Source organism: Nocardia vulneris (assembly GCF_001613425.1).
GTDB classification, from domain to species: Bacteria; Actinomycetota; Actinomycetes; order Mycobacteriales; family Mycobacteriaceae; genus Nocardia; species Nocardia vulneris.
Genome location: NZ_BDCI01000035.1, coordinates 382,033 through 402,443 on the forward strand (window position 1 = coordinate 382,033; position 20,411 = coordinate 402,443).

General features: G+C 66.7%; 19 protein-coding genes, 1 tRNA gene and 1 pseudogene. 13 read left to right on the forward strand and 8 right to left on the reverse strand.

The window, feature by feature from the left end:
* The first annotated feature begins 28 nt into the window (after window positions 1-28).
* The 8 genes from NVU01S_RS31525 (at window position 29) to NVU01S_RS31565 (ending at window position 6,542) form a co-directional block, all read left to right on the forward strand.
* Window positions 29-100 (forward strand) — tRNA-Val (locus NVU01S_RS31525).
* Window positions 101-752: 652 nt separating this feature from the next.
* Window positions 753-1,544 carry an alpha/beta fold hydrolase gene (locus NVU01S_RS31535; protein WP_156161750.1) on the forward strand — a complete coding sequence of 264 codons (792 nt, stop codon included), beginning with the start codon at window positions 753-755 and terminating at the stop codon, window positions 1,542-1,544.
* A 2-nt stretch (window positions 1,545-1,546) separates the two neighbouring features.
* A complete protein-coding gene (locus NVU01S_RS31540; RefSeq protein ID WP_043676114.1) occupies window positions 1,547-2,443 on the forward strand; it encodes an alpha/beta hydrolase in 897 nt (298 codons plus the stop codon).
* A 31-nt stretch (window positions 2,444-2,474) separates the two neighbouring features.
* Window positions 2,475-3,263, forward strand: a complete 789-nt coding sequence (locus NVU01S_RS31545; RefSeq protein ID WP_043676024.1) for an enoyl-CoA hydratase/isomerase family protein — start codon at window positions 2,475-2,477, stop codon at window positions 3,261-3,263.
* A 35-nt stretch (window positions 3,264-3,298) separates the two neighbouring features.
* Complete coding sequence (locus NVU01S_RS31550) at window positions 3,299-3,937, forward strand: CGNR zinc finger domain-containing protein (RefSeq protein WP_043676113.1); 639 nt, start codon at window positions 3,299-3,301, stop codon at window positions 3,935-3,937.
* Between the two features lie 27 nt (window positions 3,938-3,964).
* Complete coding sequence (locus tag NVU01S_RS31555; RefSeq protein WP_043676020.1) at window positions 3,965-4,450, forward strand: DUF6841 family protein; 486 nt, start codon at window positions 3,965-3,967, stop codon at window positions 4,448-4,450.
* A gap of 89 nt (window positions 4,451-4,539) precedes the next feature.
* Window positions 4,540-5,658 (forward strand): oxidoreductase, encoded by a 1,119-nt coding sequence (locus NVU01S_RS31560; protein WP_043676017.1) that lies wholly within the window; start codon window positions 4,540-4,542, stop codon window positions 5,656-5,658.
* Between the two features lie 41 nt (window positions 5,659-5,699).
* Entirely contained in the window at window positions 5,700-6,542 is an 843-nt protein-coding gene (locus tag NVU01S_RS31565) for an NAD(P)H-binding protein (protein ID WP_043676014.1), read from the forward strand.
* A 189-nt stretch (window positions 6,543-6,731) separates the two neighbouring features.
* On the opposite strand, the pseudogene NVU01S_RS31570 reads toward NVU01S_RS31565, so the two are convergent.
* Window positions 6,732-7,583 (reverse strand): annotated as a pseudogene (locus NVU01S_RS31570) (alpha/beta fold hydrolase); the annotation flags it as partial.
* Window positions 7,584-7,940: 357 nt separating this feature from the next.
* Between NVU01S_RS31570 and NVU01S_RS31575 the strand changes: the two are divergent.
* Entirely contained in the window at window positions 7,941-9,323 is a 1,383-nt protein-coding gene (locus NVU01S_RS31575) for a carotenoid oxygenase family protein (protein WP_043676013.1), read from the forward strand.
* On the opposite strand, the gene NVU01S_RS31580 is transcribed toward NVU01S_RS31575, so the two are convergent.
* Both NVU01S_RS31580 and NVU01S_RS31585 read right to left on the reverse strand, forming a co-directional pair.
* The gene (locus NVU01S_RS31580) at window positions 9,267-9,914 is read right to left on the reverse strand and encodes a PadR family transcriptional regulator (RefSeq protein ID WP_052280953.1); all 648 of its coding nucleotides are present in this window, start codon (window positions 9,912-9,914) and stop codon (window positions 9,267-9,269) included. The genes NVU01S_RS31575 and NVU01S_RS31580 overlap by 57 nt on opposite strands.
* A gap of 57 nt (window positions 9,915-9,971) precedes the next feature.
* Entirely contained in the window at window positions 9,972-10,379 is a 408-nt protein-coding gene (locus tag NVU01S_RS31585; protein WP_043676011.1) for a RidA family protein, read from the reverse strand.
* A 109-nt stretch (window positions 10,380-10,488) separates the two neighbouring features.
* Between NVU01S_RS31585 and NVU01S_RS31590 the strand changes: the two genes are divergently transcribed.
* Window positions 10,489-10,836: a hypothetical protein gene (locus NVU01S_RS31590; RefSeq protein ID WP_156161749.1), complete on the forward strand. Its 348-nt coding sequence runs from the start codon at window positions 10,489-10,491 to the stop codon at window positions 10,834-10,836.
* Between the two features lie 101 nt (window positions 10,837-10,937).
* Here NVU01S_RS31590 and NVU01S_RS31595 read toward each other — a convergent pair whose 3' ends face one another.
* Both NVU01S_RS31595 and NVU01S_RS31600 read right to left on the reverse strand, forming a co-directional pair.
* On the reverse strand, window positions 10,938-11,288 hold the full coding sequence (locus NVU01S_RS31595; protein ID WP_043676005.1) for a copine family C2 domain-containing protein: 351 nt from the start codon (window positions 11,286-11,288) through the stop codon (window positions 10,938-10,940).
* A gap of 103 nt (window positions 11,289-11,391) precedes the next feature.
* A complete protein-coding gene (locus NVU01S_RS31600; RefSeq protein ID WP_244467382.1) occupies window positions 11,392-12,048 on the reverse strand; it encodes a GntR family transcriptional regulator in 657 nt (218 codons plus the stop codon).
* Window positions 12,049-12,149: 101 nt separating this feature from the next.
* Between NVU01S_RS31600 and NVU01S_RS31605 the strand changes: the two genes are divergently transcribed.
* The 3 genes from NVU01S_RS31605 to NVU01S_RS31615 are packed head-to-tail and all read left to right on the forward strand — an operon-like array spanning window position 12,150 to window position 17,915.
* The gene (locus tag NVU01S_RS31605) at window positions 12,150-15,503 is read left to right on the forward strand and encodes a molybdopterin-dependent oxidoreductase (protein ID WP_244467381.1); all 3,354 of its coding nucleotides are present in this window, start codon (window positions 12,150-12,152) and stop codon (window positions 15,501-15,503) included.
* 17 nt (window positions 15,504-15,520) lie between these two features.
* Window positions 15,521-16,462: a bifunctional Delta(1)-pyrroline-2-carboxylate/Delta(1)-piperideine-2-carboxylate reductase gene (gene lhpI / locus NVU01S_RS31610; RefSeq protein ID WP_082032221.1), complete on the forward strand. Its 942-nt coding sequence runs from the start codon at window positions 15,521-15,523 to the stop codon at window positions 16,460-16,462.
* Between the two features lie 16 nt (window positions 16,463-16,478).
* Entirely contained in the window at window positions 16,479-17,915 is a 1,437-nt protein-coding gene (locus NVU01S_RS31615) for a TIGR00366 family protein (RefSeq protein WP_043676001.1), read from the forward strand.
* 251 nt (window positions 17,916-18,166) lie between these two features.
* Here the strand turns inward: NVU01S_RS31615 and NVU01S_RS31620 are convergent, their stop codons facing one another.
* The 3 genes from NVU01S_RS31620 to NVU01S_RS45285 form a co-directional block, all read right to left on the reverse strand.
* Complete coding sequence (locus NVU01S_RS31620; protein WP_043675998.1) at window positions 18,167-18,820, reverse strand: hypothetical protein; 654 nt, start codon at window positions 18,818-18,820, stop codon at window positions 18,167-18,169.
* A 504-nt stretch (window positions 18,821-19,324) separates the two neighbouring features.
* Entirely contained in the window at window positions 19,325-19,957 is a 633-nt protein-coding gene (locus tag NVU01S_RS31625; protein WP_082032220.1) for a vitamin K epoxide reductase family protein, read from the reverse strand.
* 68 nt (window positions 19,958-20,025) lie between these two features.
* The gene (locus NVU01S_RS45285; protein ID WP_082032224.1) at window positions 20,026-20,397 is read right to left on the reverse strand and encodes a WhiB family transcriptional regulator; all 372 of its coding nucleotides are present in this window, start codon (window positions 20,395-20,397) and stop codon (window positions 20,026-20,028) included.
* Between the last annotated feature and the right edge of the window lie 14 nt (window positions 20,398-20,411).

Here is a 20,411-nt window from a genome sequence, read left to right on the forward strand (position 1 = left end):
AAATTCATAACCCGGCCGACAAGGTCGAGGGCGTATAGCTCAGCGGTAGAGCTCTGGTTTTACACACCAGCGGTCGGGGGTTCGATCCCCTCTGCGCCCACTCCACTCATTGGCGAAGCCTGCTCGCGGAAAGCGCTCGCAGGATTCGCTCCGTCTGTTTGTGGGGGTGCAACCCCCACCACCCGCCCGGCGGGCTTCGCCCCCGGCCCCCATCCCCGGCACGCCAGTCCAAAGCCGCGCCCCGGCAGGTGCGAGCGGCCTCATGGAGGTCGCCGAAGATCGGCTTCATCTCGCCGGCCGCCTCCGAGACCCCAGGGCCTTGCATGTCCTCGATGTAGAAGCGGCGGTAGAACGTCTCATTGAGCCGCCTCCGCGCCACCGAGCCCGCGACTCGATAGAGAGGGGCATCGACCCGTCCGCCAGCAGGTCCACGAGTCGGCGGTGGTTCCGCTACACGGTGTCGCACCGAGCCGAGTCGTCCTGGCCACTCGCACCGAAGATTCCAGTTCGACAGCGGCGTTCCGGCAGTGCGCCAGAAGGCATCTCACCGCCTGAGGCACGTTCGCGCACCGGCCGCCGACGGTCGACCCGCGTGTGCGGAGAGCTCGGTTGCGCGCCACAACGCCACTGCCCGGCCCCGTCCAGTGGCGCTTCTCACGTCAAAGGATGTGGACGATGCAGGAGCGGCATGTCAGCCTGGATATAGGCAATGAAGTTTTGCCTATATCACTACGTAGAGCAACCTGCCGAGCGTGAGGACTGACATGGCCGATATCCCCGCCGGTGCCGCGGTGCTGATCCCTGGATTCCTCGATGACCGTCACGTCTGGGACCCGCTGATCGCGCACTCGACGCTGCACACCACGCAGTTCCTGCGGACCGATCTCGCAGGATGCGGAGATCGCCTGGCGGCTGCCGGGCCGTACTCACTGATCAGATTCAGCGATGATGCGCTGGCGATTGTCGATTCGCTGCCGGCGCCGACGGTGCTCGTCGGTCAGAGCATGGGCGCACCTATCGCGGAGCTCGCGGCGGTGGCCGCCGGCGACAAAGTGCGCGGGCTGGTGTTGATGACGCCGGTGCCATTGACAGGGACGGCGTTTCCCGAGGATGTGGTAGCGCCTTTTCGGACGATGGCGGGTGACGAGCGGTCTCAAGCACGAGCCCGAGCCGAACTGTCGTACGCATTACCACCCGACGAGTTGCAGCGGCTGGCCCGGAGCGGCGCCCGAATTCGTGCCGAAGTGGTTGCGGGTCTGGTCGATTCATGGAATCGCGGAATACCCGACGCGCCTACCCCTAGCACGTTCACCGGGCCGGTACTGATCGTGCGTGGTGGTCGCGACCCCCTGGTGACCGCTGAGATGGTCACCACGAAAGTGGCGCCACGCTTCCCGAACGCGCAGGAATTCACGATCGCCGATGCCGGTCATTGGCCGCACCTCGAGCAACCGGCAGCGGTGGCCCGGGTGCTGGATTGCTTTGTCCGGCAGGTGTTCGACCCGCAGGCCGAGTGCTTCACCAGCGCGTCCAGGAAGGACTGATCGTGACACAGCAACAAGATGTCGAGTTCTCGGCCGAGGACGGCGTGCTGCTGCGCGGCAGCCTCTATCTTCCCGACGGCCCCGGACCGCATCCCGCGCTCACCATGGCAGGCGGCTTCGGCAGCGTCCGCCAGCAGGGTATCCAGCCCTACACCGACAAATTCGCCGCCGCAGGTTTCGTCGTACTCGCCCACGACCACCGCAGCTTCGGCGACAGCGACGGCGAACCGCGCCAGGACATCGACCCGTGGCGGCAGATCCATGACTGGCGCCGCGCCCTGTCTTTTCTGGAAGCCAGGCCCGAGGTCGATGCACAGCGAATCGGACTGTGGGGCAACAGCTATGCGGGCGGGCACGCGATCGTGCTCGGCGCGACCGACCGCAGGCTGCGCGCGATCGTCGCGCAGGTGCCCAATATCAGCGGCTCTCAATCGGGGCTGCGCCGGGTGCCGCCGGACCTGACACCAGCCTTCGAGCACGAACTCGACGAGGACGAACGCGCTCAGGCACAAGGGAATCCACCGCGCTACCAAGCCCTGGTCGATAAGGACCCCGCCGTCCCTGCGGCCTACCACGCGCCCGACGCCGTCGACTTCTATCTGTCCACCGTGCCGGCGGGCGCGCGGTGGGAGAACACGGTCACCTTGCGCTCTACTCGCAAGGCGCGAATGTACGACCCGGGCGCGTTCGCCGCCCGCGTCTCCCCCACTCCACTGCTGATGATCGTCGCCTCGCACGACACCATCAGCCCCACCGATCTCGCGTTGGCCGCGTACCGCGACGCGCTGGAACCCAAACGCCTGGAAGTGATGCCGGGCGGGCACTTCGACCCGTACCTGAGCGGATTCGAGCATTCCAGTGACGCGGCCCTCGACTGGTTCACCACTCATCTGGCCTGAGGAGACCACTATGAGCACTGAGGAGACCACTATGAGCACTGTCAGCCTTTCGATCGAGGCCGAGGTCGCCACGATCACCCTCGACAACCCGCCCCAGAACCGGCTCAGCGCGGAATTCATCGACGATCTCGGTGCCGCGGTCGCCGCGGTCGAGGCCAGCGCGGCTCGTGCCGTCGTATTACGCGCCGCGGGAGCCGATTTCAGTCTCGGCGGCGATTTCGTGCCCTGGATCGACTGGTCGAACCGTGCGCGCCAAGCCTTCTTCGACCGCGCGCTGGCGGTCTACAACCACTTCGAACGGCTCCCGGTGCCGGTCGTCGCCGCGGTACAGGGCAAGTGCTTCGGCGGCGGCTTCGAGCTGGTGTTGCGGGCCGACATCGTCTTCGCGGGTGAGTCCGCGCAGTTCAGTCACCCGGAACAGCTGCTGGGCATCACCACGCTGCTCGGTGGCGTCTATCGGGTGGCCGCCCGTGTGGGCCGCGCACGGGCGATGGAATGGGCGCTCACCTCACAGCGGATTCCGGCGGCCACCCTCGCCGAACTCGGCATCGTCAATCATGTCGTCCCCGATGCCGACCTGCTCGACCGTGCGCGGGCGTTCGCCGCCGAGGTGGCGACCGGGCCGACGCTCGCGCACGCCGCGCACAAGCGGCTGCTGCGGACCTGGGCCGACGGCGGTATCGCCGCGGCGGACAGCCAGGTGATCGAGACCTCGATACCGCTGTTCGATACCGCCGATGTCGCGGCCGGATTGAAATCGGCCGCGGCGGCCCTCGCCGCGGGCCGGCCCCGCCCACGCCTGCCGTTCCAGGGGCGATAGCGATGGCTGAGCCGACCATCGCCGATCATGGGTGCATGCGCACCCCTGCGAAAAATGATCAGGCCGGAGCCGTGTGGCCGGCCAATCGACGGTATGCCGTCGACTCGGCGCCGGGTGCCCTCGGGTTCGTGCACGACCTGCTCAATACCAGGTCCGCCGGCCGCCCCCGGCAGCCAGACCTGCTCGAACACCTGGATTCCGCCCAGGCTTGGCTCGACGAGGCCATCGCCGCCTGGGCCGTGGTCTCCGGCATCGCCGCCCAGCGGATCGACCTCGATGAGCAGAGCCGGGCGGCCCTGCGCGGTTTCCGCGACGATCTGCACGCGAACATCTCGCACTCGCACAACAAATCCGGCGGCTCGACCCCCCAGGCACTCGCCGTACCCGGCGCGACCGTCGAGCTGTCCGTCCGCCCGGACGGCGAAATCGCTGTGCAGCCACGCGGTTCCGGCTGGCGTTACGTGGCGGCCGTCGCATTGTCGACGGCCTTGACAGGACAGTCGGACGGATCGTGGTCGCGGCTGAAGACCTGTCGCAACCCGCGCTGCCAAGGTGCCTTCTACGACCGCTCCCGCAACAACAGTGGCGTCTGGCACGACCTGTACGCCTGCGGCATGCCCACTAATACGCGGGCACACCGGGCGCGACGACGCGACGACCCCCCGACCGAATAGCACGAATCGACGCTGTACGGAGGCACCATGACCAGCGAGCTGGAAACGGTCCAGGAGATCGGCCGATGGTTCTTCGACGACTACGTCCCGCTGTGGAACGAACTGGCCCGCGACACCACCGGCGACCCGGCCGCGCTGCTCCAATACTGGTCGCCGCCACTGCATTTCATCATCGAGGATCCCGACACCCGTCGCACGGTGAACGACTGGGCGACCACCGAGGAAGACATACTGGCCGTCCTGCGCGAACAGCATCGCCCGCTCCGGGCGGCCGCGTACGTCGACACCACGGTGCTGGACCGGCACATCGTCGCCTACACACCCAGCGCCGCGGGCATCGACGCCCTCTGGTCGCGCCGCAACGCCACTGTCGAAATCGAACGCCTCCTGGTGCATTTCGAAGTCCGGCGACGTCACGACGGTCGGTGGCGAGTGACTTCCATTGTCGCCCAAGCCACCTCGGAACAAACCATCGATGCGGCGCGCGCCGCCGGCTTCACCGAGCCGAACTAGACCGAACCGAAGGCAAAACCTCGCGATCGCGCCGGCCGGCCGAACGCGCGCACAACTGTGTCCATATTCCCTGATACAAGGAGTTTTCCGTGAGCACACCAGCCGCCGACCGCGCAACCCGGCTACTCGGACGGTCATTCGTCCTCGGCAGTCTGAGAACCCGAAACCGGATCGTGATGGCGCCGATGACCCGGCAGAAATCGCCGCACGGCATACCGGGGCCGGATGTCGCCGCCTATTACGCCCGTCGGGCCGCGGGTGGCGCCGGCTTGATCATCACCGAAGGCACCTACATCGATCGCGCAGCCGCTCCCGCCTATGCCGACGTGCCGCACTTCTACGGTGCCGACGCCTTGGCAGGCTGGGCCGAAGTCGTCGCTGCCGTACACGCGGCGGGCGGCGTCATCGCACCGCAACTGTGGCACACCGGCATGCAACGCCGGCCCGGCACAGCGCCGCTCGGCGTACCGGCCGAGGGCCCGTCCGGCATCGACCTCAACGGCAACAGAGCCGGAAAAGCCATGTCTCAGAACGATATCGACGCCGTGATCGCCGCGTTCGCCGACGGCGCCGCCGCCGCCCGCGGGCTCGGCTTCGACGCCGTGGAAATCCATGGCGCTCACGGCTATTTGATCGATGACTTCCTGTGGGAGCACACCAACCGGCGCACCGACCGCTACGGCGGCGACCCGGCTTCCCGCGCGAGCTTCGCAGCCGAAACAGTCGCCGCGGTCCGCGCGGCGGTCGGACCGGATTTTCCGATCAGTTTCCGGCTGTCCCAGTGGAAGGAAGAACACTACGACGCCCGGCTCGCCGACACTCCCGACGAGCTCGAGCGCCTGCTGACCCCGATGGCCAACGCCGGCGTCGATATCTTCCACGCGTCGACCCGACGTTACTGGACACCCGAATTCGCAGGCAGCGACCTCAATCTCGCGGGCTGGACCAAAAAGCTCACCGGACGGCCGGCCATCACCGTCGGCTCGGTCGGCCTCGACAGCGTGTTCCGCGACAACGACGGCTTCAACGCCCGAGCCGAAGCAACCGATATCGACCAGCTCTTGGACCGGCTCGAACGCGACGAGTTCGACCTGGTCGCCGTCGGCCGCGCCTTCCTCGCCGACCCGCAGTGGCCACGAAAAGCCCTGTCCGGTCACCTTTCCGACGCCACGCCCTTCGACGTCAGCGTCCTGCAAACCCTGCACTAGACCACCCGAGCGCACGCACCGCCGAAACAGAGAGGTCGACGATGAATACCATCGCAGTAGTGGGCGGCACCGGCCGGGTCGGCAGCCATCTGGTGAAATATCTGATCGCCGAAGGGATTCGGCCGCGAATCGTGACTCGGCGCGACCTCTCGGACGACGAGCAGGTCTCGTATGCGCGGGCCGACTATTCAGACGTGACATCTTTGCGCCACGCCCTGTCCGGTTGCAGCCGGGTCTTCCTGGCCCACGGTTCGAGTCCCGACCAGGTGCAGCACGAAAAGGCCGTGATCGACGCCGCCATCGCCACCGGCGTGCGGCATCTCGTGAAACTGTCCGCCATGGGCGGGCCCCCCAACGCCCACCCCTGGGATTGGCACGCCGAAATCGAAACCTACCTCGCCACTGCGCCGATCGGCTGCACCGTCCTACGTCCCGCCACCTTCACCGACATCCTCGCGGTGTCCGCGCCCTTGATCCGTGCCGGAACTTGGGGCGGCACAGCACAATCCGGCCGGGTCAACCTCATCGCGGCCGACGATGTCGCCGCCGTCGGCGCCCACGAACTACGCACAGCCGCCGACGACACGCAACGCTGCCTGCACCTCACCGGCACGCGCCCCTGGTCCATGCCTGAAATCGCCGACGTATTCACCACCGAGCTCCACCACCCGGTTACCTACACCCACCGCACCGCCGCCGAACAACGCGAGATTCTCCTCGGGTCCGGCCTCGCCGCACCCGCCGCCGAGATCCTCCTCGGCATCGATAACGCCTACCGGCACAATGCCCTCGCCGAAACGACCCACACCGTCCACGACGTCCTCGGACGCGACCCTGTCGACGTCCCCGAATGGATCCGCGCCCATCTCCCCGCATTCCGCTGAGCCCGTTCGCGATCCGAGTAGTCGTATACCTCTCGAACACTTCATGATTCGTTGCGGGATGGTCGACGTTCGACCGAGATCACCGGATCAGAATCTGACCGGACTCGCCACACCGCTCGAGAACTCCGCGGAGGAAGCGGTTCGGATCACCGGCTGCCGTCGGCCGTACGGTCGGGGAAGATCGTTGTTGCGAATCGGAGGGTCTCCGATGAACTCCTCGATAATCCTCGTGACGGCCGTGGGGTTCTCCATCATGGGCAGATGTCCGCAGCCAGGAAGGAACTCTGCCCGGTCGGGTCGCAGTGTTCGATTGAGTCTGCGTCCGGCGCGAGCCGACAGGCCGAGATTGGCGTTGCCCCAGATCACTGCGAACGGAGGGTGATCCGGCCCTGGCTCGAGGCGGTCGATCTCGGCCAGCAGGGTCGTATCAGCGAACAGTTCGGCCATCGAGTACAGCCGGCCGCGTGTACTCCATCCGGCCCCGGCGACGGCGGCCCCGGGGAACGGTCTGATGGCCCCGCGCAGCCAATGCCGAGGGCCGTACTGGGCGGCGACCACGAATCGGGTCAACGGCGCAGGCACTCGGACTCGACGGGCAACCCATCCCGACATGGCCGGAAAGTGTTCGGCGAAGGGTACGGCCAGCCCGATGGCGCCATGCCGGGCGGTTGCTCGGGTGAGTGGGTTGATCAGGACGAGCGCCTCGAAGATGTCGGGCCGGCGGTCGGCCAGGAGCAGGGTCATCGCGCTGCCCATGCAGTTGCCCACCACCGAGATCCGGTCGAACCCGAGGTAGTCGATGAAGGCTGACAACGTCTCGACGTAGGCGGTCATCGTATAGCCGGCCGCGGGCAGATCGGATCGGCCGAATCCGAGCAGGTCCAAGCAGATCACCTCGTGCTTGCGCGCGAGCGCGCCGGCCTGCCCGGTCCAGATCTCCTTCGACGTCCCGCCGTTGTGCAGGAACAGGATCGGACGGCCTGCGCCCGCGCGGGTGTAAGCGATCTTGTTGCCCTGATGGACGAAAAACGAGGTGGTCATGCACAACTCCCGGCGTGTGTATCCCTCGACTCGGACTCGAATAGCAATCCATATATGTCAGATTTCAGGATTATCATTCAATTTGAATAAGAATACTATGCGAATACGCGAGATCCAGCAACAGCAAGGGGTGGCCGCCGTCTTCCACAGGGGCCAGGCGGCAGCGAACTCGCCGTCGGCGAGGAGATCCCGCAACCGCAGGACTGACCGATCCCACCCCGGGCGCCTCAGCCCCTGACGAGAAACCGTCCATACCGCAGCAGGTTTCGTCCGGAGATCACCCCTTGTCGGATAGTCAAATCAATGTCTACTATCAGAGATCAATACTCAATTTCGTTACTAGTAGGAGAGTGGACCATGACATCGCTCGACACCCCTCGCTACTTGTCCGGCATCCTCGAGCCCGTGGCCGTCGAGACCGAAGCCCGGAACCTGCCGGTCACCGGGGCCCTACCGCCGGAACTGTGCGGCCGCTACCTGCGCAACGGCCCGAACCCCGCGCCCGGCGCCGATCCCGGCCATTTGTGGGCCGGCCCCGGCATGCTGCACGGCATCCGGATCCGCGACGGCCGTGCCGAGTGGTATCGCAATCGGTGGGTCCGCACCACACCGCCACCCGACGGCTACGACTTGTTCGACCCCGCCCGGGATCTGTCGGTCGGCACGGCCAACACGCACGTCGTGCCGTATGCCGGGCGAATACTCGCGCTTCAGGAGGGCATGCTCCCCTACGAGGTCGACGCCGAACTCGATACCGTCGGCCCGTACGACTTCGGCGGGCGGCTGGCCACCGGGATGACCGCGCATCCGAAAGTGGACCCGACCACCGGCGAACTGCACTTCTTCGACGCGTATCGCCCCACTCCGCCACACCTGATCTATCACGTGGCCTCCCCCGACGGCGAGCTGTTGCGCAGCGTGCCGATCGAGGTCCCGGCCGTGACGTTGATGCACGATTTCGCGATCACGCAGAACTATGTGATCTGGTTCGACCTGCCGGTGGTCGGCGACCCGGATCAGGTCGGACGCAATCCGCTGCCGATGCACTGGAGCGAGACCCACGAGCCGCGCATCGGGATCATGCCCAAGCACGGTGCCAGTGCCGACATCGTCTGGATCACCGTCGACCCGTGCTGGATCATCCACACCGCGAACGCGCGGGAAGACGACAAGGGTCGAATCGTGTTGGAAGGCAACCGCGTTGTACCGCAGAGTTGGGACGTCAGCTGGGCCCGGCTCGGCGGCTACGTCCAGCATGTTCCGGGCAATCTGGATGACCGCAACCCACTGCCCGAGGCGTTCCTGCATCGCTGGACCCTCGATCCCGCGACCGGGACCGTGCGCGAAGATCAACTCGACGACCGCGCGGTCGAGTTCCCGACCATCAACGCAGACCGCACCGGTCGCGCGAGTCGGGACGTCTACGCGGTGGGCTACCCGCGCCAAAACGGCCCCGACGGCTACGAACTCGTCAAATACGACACCGTGGCAGGTACCAGCAGCTCCCACCGGTTCGGCACCACGCAGGTGCCCGGTGAAGCCGACTTCGTCGCCGCCCCAGGCGCATACGGCGAAGACGAGGGCTGGCTGCTCTCGCTCGTCACCGGAATCGGCACTGCCCCATCACAACTGGTGGTGCTCGACGCCACCGACTTCTCCGGCCCACCGGTCGCCCGGATCACCCTACCGACCCGGGTGCCCTACGGGTTCCACGCCTCCTGGATCCCCGACGAGCCGTGACATCGCCTGCGGGTCCGAACGCGCGGGCACCGGCTCACCCGCCGCGCGGGCACGCAAAACCGCAGCGGCCCAACGGAACCACGCGTAGTTCTCCGCCTCGAAGCCACGGCCACGAATCGCGGTGAGGTATCGGCCGGGATGCTCGGAGGTACTCAAATGGGTCTGCTCGTCGTCGTCGCCCAGCAGGTCGGCCAAAATGGCGTCGAGCACCACCATTTTGGCCCGGGAACGTTCGGCCCGCTCCTCGAGTTCGGCGGCCAACACCTCGGCCTCCGCGAATTCCGACGCATACACCTTGACGACCAGATCTTCTCGGATCGCACCCGGTTTCGACGACACGGCGACAAACGCGGACAGCTCGTCCCGGCCGCTGTCGGTCACCGTGAACACCCGCTTGGTCTGCCGCCCCCGCCCGATCACGTCCCGACCGCTGATCAACCCCGACTCTTCGAGTTTGGTCAGCTCCGCATAGACCTGCTGCGGCGTCGCGTGCCAGAAATTCGTCACACCGACTTCGAAGGCCTTCGACAACTCATATCCCGAGGAATCGCCCCGCGAAAGCACCGCCAGCACAGCGTGTTTGAGCGCCATTCACCCTCCGAAGGCAAAACCGTTATTAGTCAATTCCAGGAATAGTACCATTGCCTATTAATCCATTACGGCAGCCACCGCTTCGATCTCCACCAGTTGGTCGTCGTAGCCGAGCACCGTGACGCCCAGCAGTGTGCTCGGCACATCGTGTTCGGCGAACGCGTCCCGCACGACCTCCCAGGCCGTGACCAAATCTCCCTGCCGGGAACTGGCGACGAGCACCCGCGTGTTGATCACGTTCTCGAGTTCGGCACCGGCCTCGCGCAGCGCGATCTTCAGGTTCTCGATCGCCTTCGCGGCCTGTCCCGCGTAATCCCCCACCGCCGCGGTGCTGCCGTCGGCATTCAGCGGACACGCACCGGCGAGAAAGATCAGTCGCGCCTGCGCCGGAGCCGTAGCGGCATAAGCGTATTCGGCGACAGTGGCGAGCTTGCCGGATCTGATCAGCGTCACAGTCTTCGTCACGGCTCGATTCTTCTCGCCGACCGAATCTTCGCCAACCGCATTTTGTGACCGCAGGTCGATCGACTGCGCTGTCCCGCGCCGGTTTACGGCATCTCGATAAGGTGCTGTGGTGCAACAGAGTTTGGGTAAGGGCGATGGTTGCGAGCTGCCTGCCAGCGCTGTCCATTGGCTCAGCGATGATCCGCAGCCGGGGATCGTTCTGGTCGAATTCGCAGACGCGCACGGCCGACCGCACCAACTGGTAGGCAAGAGCGCGCTTTTCGGCGGCGAACTACTGCCGACCTCAACCTATCCCCGCCCCACCACGATCCAGTGCACGATCGACGAGATCAACGACGGCACAGCCACCATCAGCACATGGTGGCTGTCCGGCGGCCCCGACGACGTTCCGTTCGTCTTCGACGTGCGCTCGGACATCCTCACCCGGACCGACCGCCTACCACCCTCGAGCCGCTGAGCCCCGCAGGTTCCACCTGGCCCGTGTTCCATGTCGCGGCCCAGGCCGGGGCGGCCATCTTGTTTGCCGCCGCAGCCAACGGACGCCGCGCCGTCGCCCCATCACAGCCTCAGGACGTTGAGTTGTCCTCCGCCCGGCAATGCCAGGGTGACGTTCCCCCCGGCGCGCAGGAACTCGGCCACCGAAAGTTCTACTTTGCCGACCAATTCGTCGCTGCCCATCCGATCGTGGTCCCACACCTCGATCCGGAGGGCGGACCGTTCACTATCGCCGACATCGATGACGCAGGGCGCGTAGCGGGGATTCAGGTCGTTCTTGCGGATCTCGGTCATGGTGGCCAGCACCCAGGATCCGGCGCGCTGAACATAGAGTTTCAGGTAGGGGTCCGTCTCCCCTAGCGTGTCGGTGTCCGGCAGGTCCTGGGCGGATAGAACGAGATTGATTTCAACCATGACCGTCTCCTGCGCCGACTAGGTGGTGCCGAGCCCCGCAGCCAGGAACCACACGCTCAATGTTGCACTAAAAGCGTTGCGGCCACGTTGCTTTCACCGTCATTCAGCCGCTCGCCCAGTCCGCGCGGGTGTGGCGCAGATGCGTATGCATCAGGCTTTCCAGCTCGGTCCAATCGCGTGCCGAGATGGCGGCGAGGATTTCTCGATGTTCGACCGCTGCCCCGATCAGCCGCCCGCCCTCGGCTAGTTTGTCCAATCCATACAGGCGCGTTTGATTCCGCAGGGTTGCGATGCTGTCCACCAGCCGGCGATTTCCGCCGTGTGCCAGCAGGTCCAGATGGAACCGCCGGTCCGCCTCGAGGAAGCCGGCCACATCTCCGGCCCGGGCCGCGCTTTCGATATCCCCGGCCAAACCGGCGAGCCGCTCCAAATCCTCGGGTTCGATCTTCGCTCCCGCGGCGAGCGTGGCCGGGATCTCCAGCAACTGACGCAGCTCGTAGATCTCGTCCAGATCCTGCTCGGTCATCGCGACAATCCGGTAACCCCGGTTGCGCACCGGCTCCATCAAGCCCTGCGTGACCAGCGTCAGCATCGCTTCCCGGACCGGACTGCTGGAGACGCCCAGCCGGGTCGCGAGCGCCGCGGCCGAGTAGATGTCTCCTGGCCGGAGCTCACCGGACACCATCGCTTGTCGCACGACCTCGAGCACTTGATCCCGCAAGTTGGTGTGCTGCAGCCGCACTGCTCCGTCCTCGGTCAACTACCTGCCTTTCGACGCTCGGCCTTGACTTCCCCGCCGCTTTCCCGCATCTTACTTGTCACCGGCAATCGGTAACCGGTAGCCGGTTACTAAGGAGTAACATGATGGCTGAGGTGCGCGGCTACTGCACGCTGTGCCGCTCCCGGTGCGGCGCTGTCTACACGGTCGACAACGGCGTATTGCGCGATGTCCGGCCGGATTCCGAACATCCCACCGGTGCGGCGATGTGCCCGAAGGGCCGGGCCGCTCCCGAGCTGGTGTATTCCCCCGAGCGCTTGCGGCGGCCGCTACAACGGACCACGCCCAAATCCGACCCGGACCCGCGCTGGCGCGAAATCGGCTGGGACGAAGCCTTGAGCGAGGTCGCTGAAAAATTGGGCCGTATCCGTGCGGAAAGCGGCGCCGAGGCGGTCGCGTTCTCGGTGACCTCGCCGAGCGGAACGCCGATGTCGGATTCCATCGACTGGGTCGAGCGATTCATTCGGGTGTTCGGCAGCCCGAACACGCTGTACTCGACCGAGATCTGTAATTGGCACAAGGATTTCGCACACGCTTTCACGTTCGGGAGCGGGCTGCCGGGGCCGGACTACGCGAACACCGACCTCGCCGTGCTGTGGGGCCACAACCCGGCGAAATCCTGGCTGGCCCAGTCCGCGGCACTCGCCCAGGCGCGGGCCCGAGGGGCACGGCTCGTGGTCGTCGACCCCCGCCGATCGACCAGCGCGTTGCAGGCCGACCATTGGCTTCGGGTACGCCCCGGTACCGACGGCGCGCTCGCGTTGAGTGTGGCCGGTCGACTACTCGCCCAACGCGGCCACGACGAGGAATTCGTTCGATCGTGGACGAATGCGCCGCTGCTGGTCCGGCTCGACACCGGCGAGTTCCTGCGAGCTTCGGACCTGCATCCCGGGGTGCCGGGATATGTGGTGTGGGACGAGGTGTCCGGGCGGGCGGAGCCGGTGGACACCACCCGCGCGCCGAACCGTGTGGAACGGTTCGCACTGCGCGGCCGGCGGCGGGTGGTTACCCGACGCGGACCGATCGACTGTGTGCCCGCCTTCGACCGCTACGCCGCTGCCTGCGCCGCCTGGCCGGTCGACCGGGCGGCGGCGGTGACCACGGTCGCCCCGGCAGCGATCGAGACCTTCGCCGCGGAACTCGGTGCGGCGCGATCGGTGTCGTACGCGGCGTGGTCCGGGGTCGGTCAGCATGTCGACGCGACCCAGACCGAGCGAGCGATCGCCACCCTCTACGCGCTCACGGGCAGCTACGACGCCCCCGGCGGCAACGTGTTGCTGCCCAAACTGCCGGTCAATCCGGTCACCGGTCCCGACCAGCTCGCCGCCGCCCAGCGCGCGAAAGCCCTTGGCCTCGAAAGCTTCCCGCTGGGACCACCGGCGCAGGGCTGGATCAATGCCCGCGACTTCTGCCAGGCGGTGCTCCAGGGTGAACCATATCCGGTACGGGCGCTGGTGTCCTTCGGCGGGAACCTGCTGCTGACCCAACCCGATCCGCGGCGGACCGCAGACGCCTTGCGCAGCCTGGACTTCGCAGTCCATCTCGACCTGTTCGAGAACCCCACCGCTCGCTTCGCCGATCTGTTGCTGCCGGTCAACACGCCGTGGGAGCGCGAAGCGATCAGAGCCGGGTTCGAGATCAGCGTCGCCGCTCAGCAGCGAGTGCAGTTGCGGCCGCGGATGGTCGAACCCGTAGGCGAGTCGCGTTCGGACACCGAGATCGTGTTCGACCTGGCCGTGCGGCTGGGGCACGGCGCGGATTTCTTCCACGGGCGCATCGAGGACGGCTGGAATCATCAGCTTGCTCCGCTCGCGGTCACCGCGGCCGAGCTGCGCGAAAGCCCCGGCGGGATTGATCTGCCGTTACACGGCCGCTACCGCAAATACGCCGAGGAGTCCGCCGACGGAACGGTCACCGGGTTTGCGACCCCGACCCGCCGGGTCGAGCTCTACTCCGAGATGCTCGCCCAGCACGGGCAAGCCGCAGTACCGGTGGCCGAGCCGCCGGCACCGGACGCGTCCTATCCGCTGGTGCTCACCTGCGCGAAGAACGGCTATTTCTGTCACAGCCAGCACCGCGGAATCTCCTCGCTGCGTAGACGCTTCCCCGATCCGATCGTCGAGCTGAGCGCCGAACTCGCCGACGCTCGTGGGATCCGCGACGGCGACTGGGTGCGGATCAGTACCTCGCGCGCCACCGTCGGTATGCGCGCACGGATCGACTCGGACCTGCACCGCGACGTCGTCGTCGCCGAATACGGCTGGTGGCAGGCCGCTTCGGACCTCGCCCTGCCCGGTGCGGATCCGCTCGCCGGTGACGGCACCAACTACAACCTCCTGGTCGGTGACGGAAACCGCGATCCGATCAGTGGCTCCGTCGGGCTGCGCGCGGTGCCCTGCGACGTCCAGCTCGCGCACTCGACACGGTGGCATGCGCAGCGGGAATTCCTGATCGACCACTGCGAACTCGAAACCGAGGAGATTCTCGCGGTGCAGTTGCGGCCCGTGGACCGGGCACCGTTACCCGCGTTCCGCGCCGGGCAACACATCACGGTCGCATGGCCCGATCAACCCGGCCTGACCCGCAGCTACTCGCTGACCGGACCCGGCGGACCGGCTGCTCAGGACAGGTACACGATCGCGGTGCGGCGCGTGTCCGGCGGCCGTTTCTCCACTGCCGTGCACGACCGGCTCCGGCCCGGCACCCGCCTGCTCGTCACCCCTCCTGCCGGTGGCTTCGCCGTGCCCCTCGTCCACTCCCGCCCGATCGTGCTCCTGGCCGCAGGCATCGGGATCACCCCGTTCCTCAGCTACCTCGAAACACTCGTTCTCGACCCGTCCGACACCCCGGAAATCGTGCTCCACTACGGCAACCGGGACAGTGCGCGCCACCCCTTCCGAGACCGGATCGCCGCCCTCGCCGCGCATCTGCCGTCCTTGCGCGTGATCGACCACTACAGCCGACCGGGCGCAGGCGACCGTTACCACCGGCGAGGGCGGGTATCGGCGTCCGATATCGACCCCGCCCTGATCGGCCGGCGAGCGCGTTTCTACCTGTGCGGCCCCGAGGACATGCTCGACGAACTCACCGCCGGTCTGGTGGCCCGAGGTGTTCCCCGATTCGACATTTTCGCCGAGAAGTTCCACGCGGCACCTGTACCGGTGCGCATCCGCGACGACGCGACCGCGACCGTTCGGTTCGCCCGTTCCGGCCGGGACGTGACGTGGCGCAAGTCGGACGGCACCCTCTTGCAGCTCGCCGAGCAGTCGGGTCTGTCCGTGCCCAGTGGATGCCGCGTCGGCCAATGCGAGAGCTGCGCGGTCCGGGTGCTCGACGGCACGGTGGCACACCTCGTCGCCGTCGGGGGCGAGCTGCCCGACGATCACTGCCTCACCTGCCAGTCCATGCCGACGTCCGACGTCGTGCTCGACGCCTGATTCCGAAAGGTCCGACCGTGCTCATCGTCTCCGCCGACGAAACCGTCGACGCATTGCCGTTCGACACTTTGATCCCAGCCCTGCGCGCGGGTTTCGCCCGCGGCGCCACCACCCCACCGCGCCACCATCATCAGATCGACGAGACCACCGGGTCGACGTTGCTCCTGATGCCCTCCTGGCAGGCCGACGGGCTGCTGGGCGTCAAACTCGTGAACGTCTTCCCCGAGAACAATGCGCACGGTCGCCCGGCCCTGTCCTCCGCCTACGTCCTGGCCCGTGCGGACACCGGCGAGCACCTGGCGGTCATCGATGGGAACGAACTCACTCGGCGGCGCACCGTCGCCACCGCGGCGCTGGCCTCGTCCTATCTGGCCCGCCCCGACAGCCGAGTCCATCTCGTCGTCGGAGCCGGGCACGTCGGCTCGCTCATCGCCGCCGCACACGCCGCGGTCCTCGACATCACCACCGTGCTCGTCCACGATCAGCACCGCGCCTCCGCAGAAGCCCTGGTCGCACGGCTGCGGGCCTCCGGAGCGGACGCTCACGTCGCCGTCGACCTCGACACCGCGGTCCCCGACGCCGACGTGATCTCCTGCGCGACGCTCGCCACCAGCCCGATCATCCGCGGTGAATTACTGCGTCCCGGCACGCATCTCGACCTGGTCGGCAGCTTCCGCCCGGAGATGCGCGAAGCCGACGACGCCTGCCTGACCCGCGGCGTCGTCTACGTCGACAGCAACAACGCGCTCGACGAATCGGGCGACCTCACCCAGCCACTCGCCACCGGCGTCATCACCCGGGACGACGTGACCGCCACGCTGCCCCAGCTCTGTCGAAATGAGGCGCCCGGTCGCCGAAACGCCCACGAGATCACCGTGTTCAAAGCAGTCGGCACGGCCCTGGCCGACCTGACCGCCGCGGCGCTGGTCCACCACCACGTCCTCCGGCACGCCGGTTGACCACTCAGGAGTTCGTATGTCTGTGCCCGATTCCCAGCTCGCCGCCGACCCACCGGCCGGCCGGCTCGCCCGATTCGCCACCCGCAGTGCGGCCTGGTCGGAGAAGTGGTTCCCCAACACCCTCGTCTTCGCACTGCTCATCGTCGCGGTGGTCGCCATCGCCGCGCTGGCGATCGGCGCGGCACCCGCCGAGGTCGCCTCGGTCTTCGGCAACGGCTTCTGGGACCTGATCCCGTTCACGATGCAGATGGCGATGGTCGCCATCGGCGGCTACGTCGTCGCCACCGCCCGGCCTGTCCAGCGGGCCATCACCGGGCTCGCCCGGGTGCCGCGGAATCCGCGTGCGGCGATCGCCGTCGTCGCCGCGGTCAGCCTGCTGTCGGCGTTGCTCAATTGGGGCTTCAGTCTCATCTTCAGCGCGCTGCTGGTCCGGCGACTCGCCGAACGCCGCGAGCTGCGCATGGACTATCGGGCCGCGTCGGCAGCGGCCTACCTCGGCCTCGGCGGAAGCTGGGCGCTCGGCCTCAGCTCGTCGGCCGCGCAACTACAGGCCAACCCCGCCAGCATTCCGCAGTCGCTGCTGCCCATCACCGGCGTCATCCCGTTCCGGGACACCATTTTCACCTGGCAGTCACTCGTTGTGGCCGCAGTCGTCGTCACGGTATGTGTGGCCATCGCGTTTCTGACCGCACCCTGCGCCGACATCGCCATTACCGCCACCGATCTCGGCATCGATCCCCGCGACCCGGTCGACGACGACATGCCGCGCACGCGTCCCGGCGAATGGCTCGAATACAGCCCGCTGCTCACCATCGTGGTCGTCGTCCTGGTCGGCGGGTGGGCGATCCAGGAATTCGCCGCCAAGGACCCCCTCGTCGCGATCTCCGGGCTCAACACCTACAACCTGCTGTTTCTCGGCCTCGGCATGCTCCTGCACTGGCGCCCCCGCCGATTCCTCGCCGCAGTCACCAAAGCCGTGCCCGCCACCGGCGGTGTCCTCATTCAATTTCCCTTCTACGCCGGGACCGCGGCCATTCTCACCAAGGCCACCGACGGCTCCGGCACCTCGATCTCCCACCACCTCGCCTCGTTGTTCACCGCCACGGGCAACGCCACCACCTTCCCGCTGCTCATCGGCGCGTACTCCGTCGTCCTCGGCTTCCTCATCCCCTCCGGCGGCGGCAAATGGATCATCGAGGCTCCGTATGTGATGCAGGCAGCGAACGACACACACGTCAACCTCGGCTGGACCGTCCAGATCTACAACGCCGCGGAGGCACTGCCCAACCTGATCAACCCGTTCTGGATGCTCCCGCTCCTCGGCGTATTGTCCCTCAAAGCACGCGACATCGTCGGCTACACATTCATCTACCTCGCGGCACTCCTGCCCATCGTCCTGGGCCTGCTCACCCTGTTGGCACCCACCCTGCCCTACCAACCACCGTCCTATTGACCAGGAATGATTTCTCCGAACTCGGCGAAGAACGCCCTAGGCGGCGTCTCGATAAGGTGTTGTGGTGCAACAGAGTTCGGGTAAGGGCGATGGTTGCGAGCTGCCTGCCAGCGCTGTCCATTGGCTCAGCGACGATCCGCATCCGGGGATCGTTCTGGTCGAATTCGCAGACGCGCACGGCCGACCGCACAGTCCCACCTACCCCCCGTCGAGCGTCTGAGCGGGGGCGTCCCTGTTGCGACGCCTTGCCGCTACCCTCCGCGCAGCCCCCACTCGTCGAGACCGGCGTAGATGCGGGCGACGCGGCGGTTTGGTGCACTGAAGCATTCGGCCTCGCCCGCGAATATCGCGATCAGCGAGTCGGGGCCTCGCCACCAAGTGTCGGCCAGGCCGCGAATTTCGGTCACGGGTTCGAAGGCGCGCAACGACAGCTCGTCAACAGCAGCACCCCTGATCGTGGTGATCTGCTTGGTCCAGCGAGCCGCATGGTATGCCAGCGCGAGCGATTCGATCCACCCCTCGATGCTTGCGTGCAATGGCACCCACCGATCGCCGTCGATGCCGAATTCTCCATTGGGGCCGATCATGAACTCGTAGGCCATCGACACGCGCTCAGGCCCCGCCTCGAACCAACCGATGCGCTCGAGCGCCCCGCCGACCAGGTCGGCAGACAGCATTGCGGGCCCGCCCTCATAATCCGCAGACGGCGGCAGGATCAGTCCACCCCACCGCCGCTGGAAGTCGAGGATACGGTCGATCTGCATTGCGGGAAGGCCGAATTCGAGCCACGGGTCCCGAAACTCCGCCAGCCGAGCGCATTCGACACGAATACCGTGTGCCGCAATGAACCGCTCGGCGCGGCGCGTGAGCTGGTCGAACGAATCGATCACGGGCTGCAGATCCACGCGGCCGACCGTACTCCGCCCAGGCCCGCCGAAGTGGTGACGGTGCCGCCGCACACAGGATGACTCGGAATCGACGGCACCGCCCACCGGTCCCGGCGTACTGCCGGGACGAATACCCCCACTTCTTGCGAAACAGGCCGATACCGAATGGTTCTCGGTGCCGACCGCGTCGGCGCGGTGCCGTCGGCTGCGCATCCGACGAAGGGTCGAACGGAGATGAACAGACACGACGACACCGCGATCGAGCCCGCGTGCACCGGGCGCCCTACGCACCGGGGCTCGGTATCACACGGTGGCCGATCCCGCCCGACAGGACCGGTCCACCAGCCATTCTACTACATAACGTAGTAGACAAAGGTCCTCGGATTGTCGCCGAAAGACCTGCGACCGGTCTCGAATCCCGTGTCCCACAACGCCCTCAACCACCTGCTCGAGGTCGCCGCGGGTGCCGGTTGCCCGGTCATCATCGCCCGCCCACCGAGTTGAACCGCATCGTGATCGCTCTCAGATGAGCGACAGCCAGTAGTCCTGAAACGCTAGAAAGACCTGTAGCACAACGGCTGTGTAGAACAGCGCGACCACGGTCCAGCGCCAGTCGACTATTGCGCGCAGCGGGCGGGGCAGCGCTTCGCCGAGTTGATTGCTCAGCACGGCCAGCATGGGAGTGACTACCGCCCACACCACCATGCAGTAGGGGCAGAGCGCGTGAATCCGATAGAGCGTCTGGAAGATGAGCCAGCACACGAACCCGACACCGCAGGCCGTGCCGATCCAGAGTCCGATCCAGATCCACTGTGGCAGTGCGATTCTGGCCACGCTCAGCAGCGCGAGCGGCAGCACGACCGAGAACGCGACGACGCCGATGATCGGATTGGGGAAACCGAGAACGGCCGCCTGCGGTGTCGCCATCACCGACCCGCACGACAGAATGGGATTGATACTGCACGACGGCCGATAGCCCGAATCGACAAAGAGTTTGAACCGCTCCACCGTCAAGGTGAACGAGGCCAGCCAACCCGCCGCCGCGGCCAGCAGTAGTACCCACGCGGTGCTCGATCGAGCGACGGACAACCGGCTCGGCTGCACTGCCGATACCGCATCGGCCACTTCGATCCGGGTCGGTTCAGCAAGGCTCATGTAACACGAATATCCAGAACGGCATTCGTCGCACGAGGGCCTTTGTGCCACCGGATGCAGGCCGATGGTCACCGGCAGTCGACAAGCGTATGGCGACCGGCGCCGTCCATGGCGGTCACCACGATCTCGATCGCACGAGTTCGCCGAGCCGCGTTGTGCGTTGCCGCCGCACGCGATCGTTCCAGACTCGCGCGCAGCCGCGACAGCTTGATCCGCTGCCGACGGGTGAGCCCACCCCAGATACCCAAGACCTCGTTGTGTTCCATCGCGTACTCGAGGCAGGATTCGCGTACTTCGCACCGGCCACAGATCCGCACCGCGAGCAGCGAGGTCTCACCGGCCTCGGGAAAGAATTCCTCCGGATCGCTTTGTGCACAGCTCCCGCTGCCCGCCCACTCCCCCGCATCGCGCTCGAGTAGCTGTGCCGCCCGATCTAACACCGCACTACCGATCT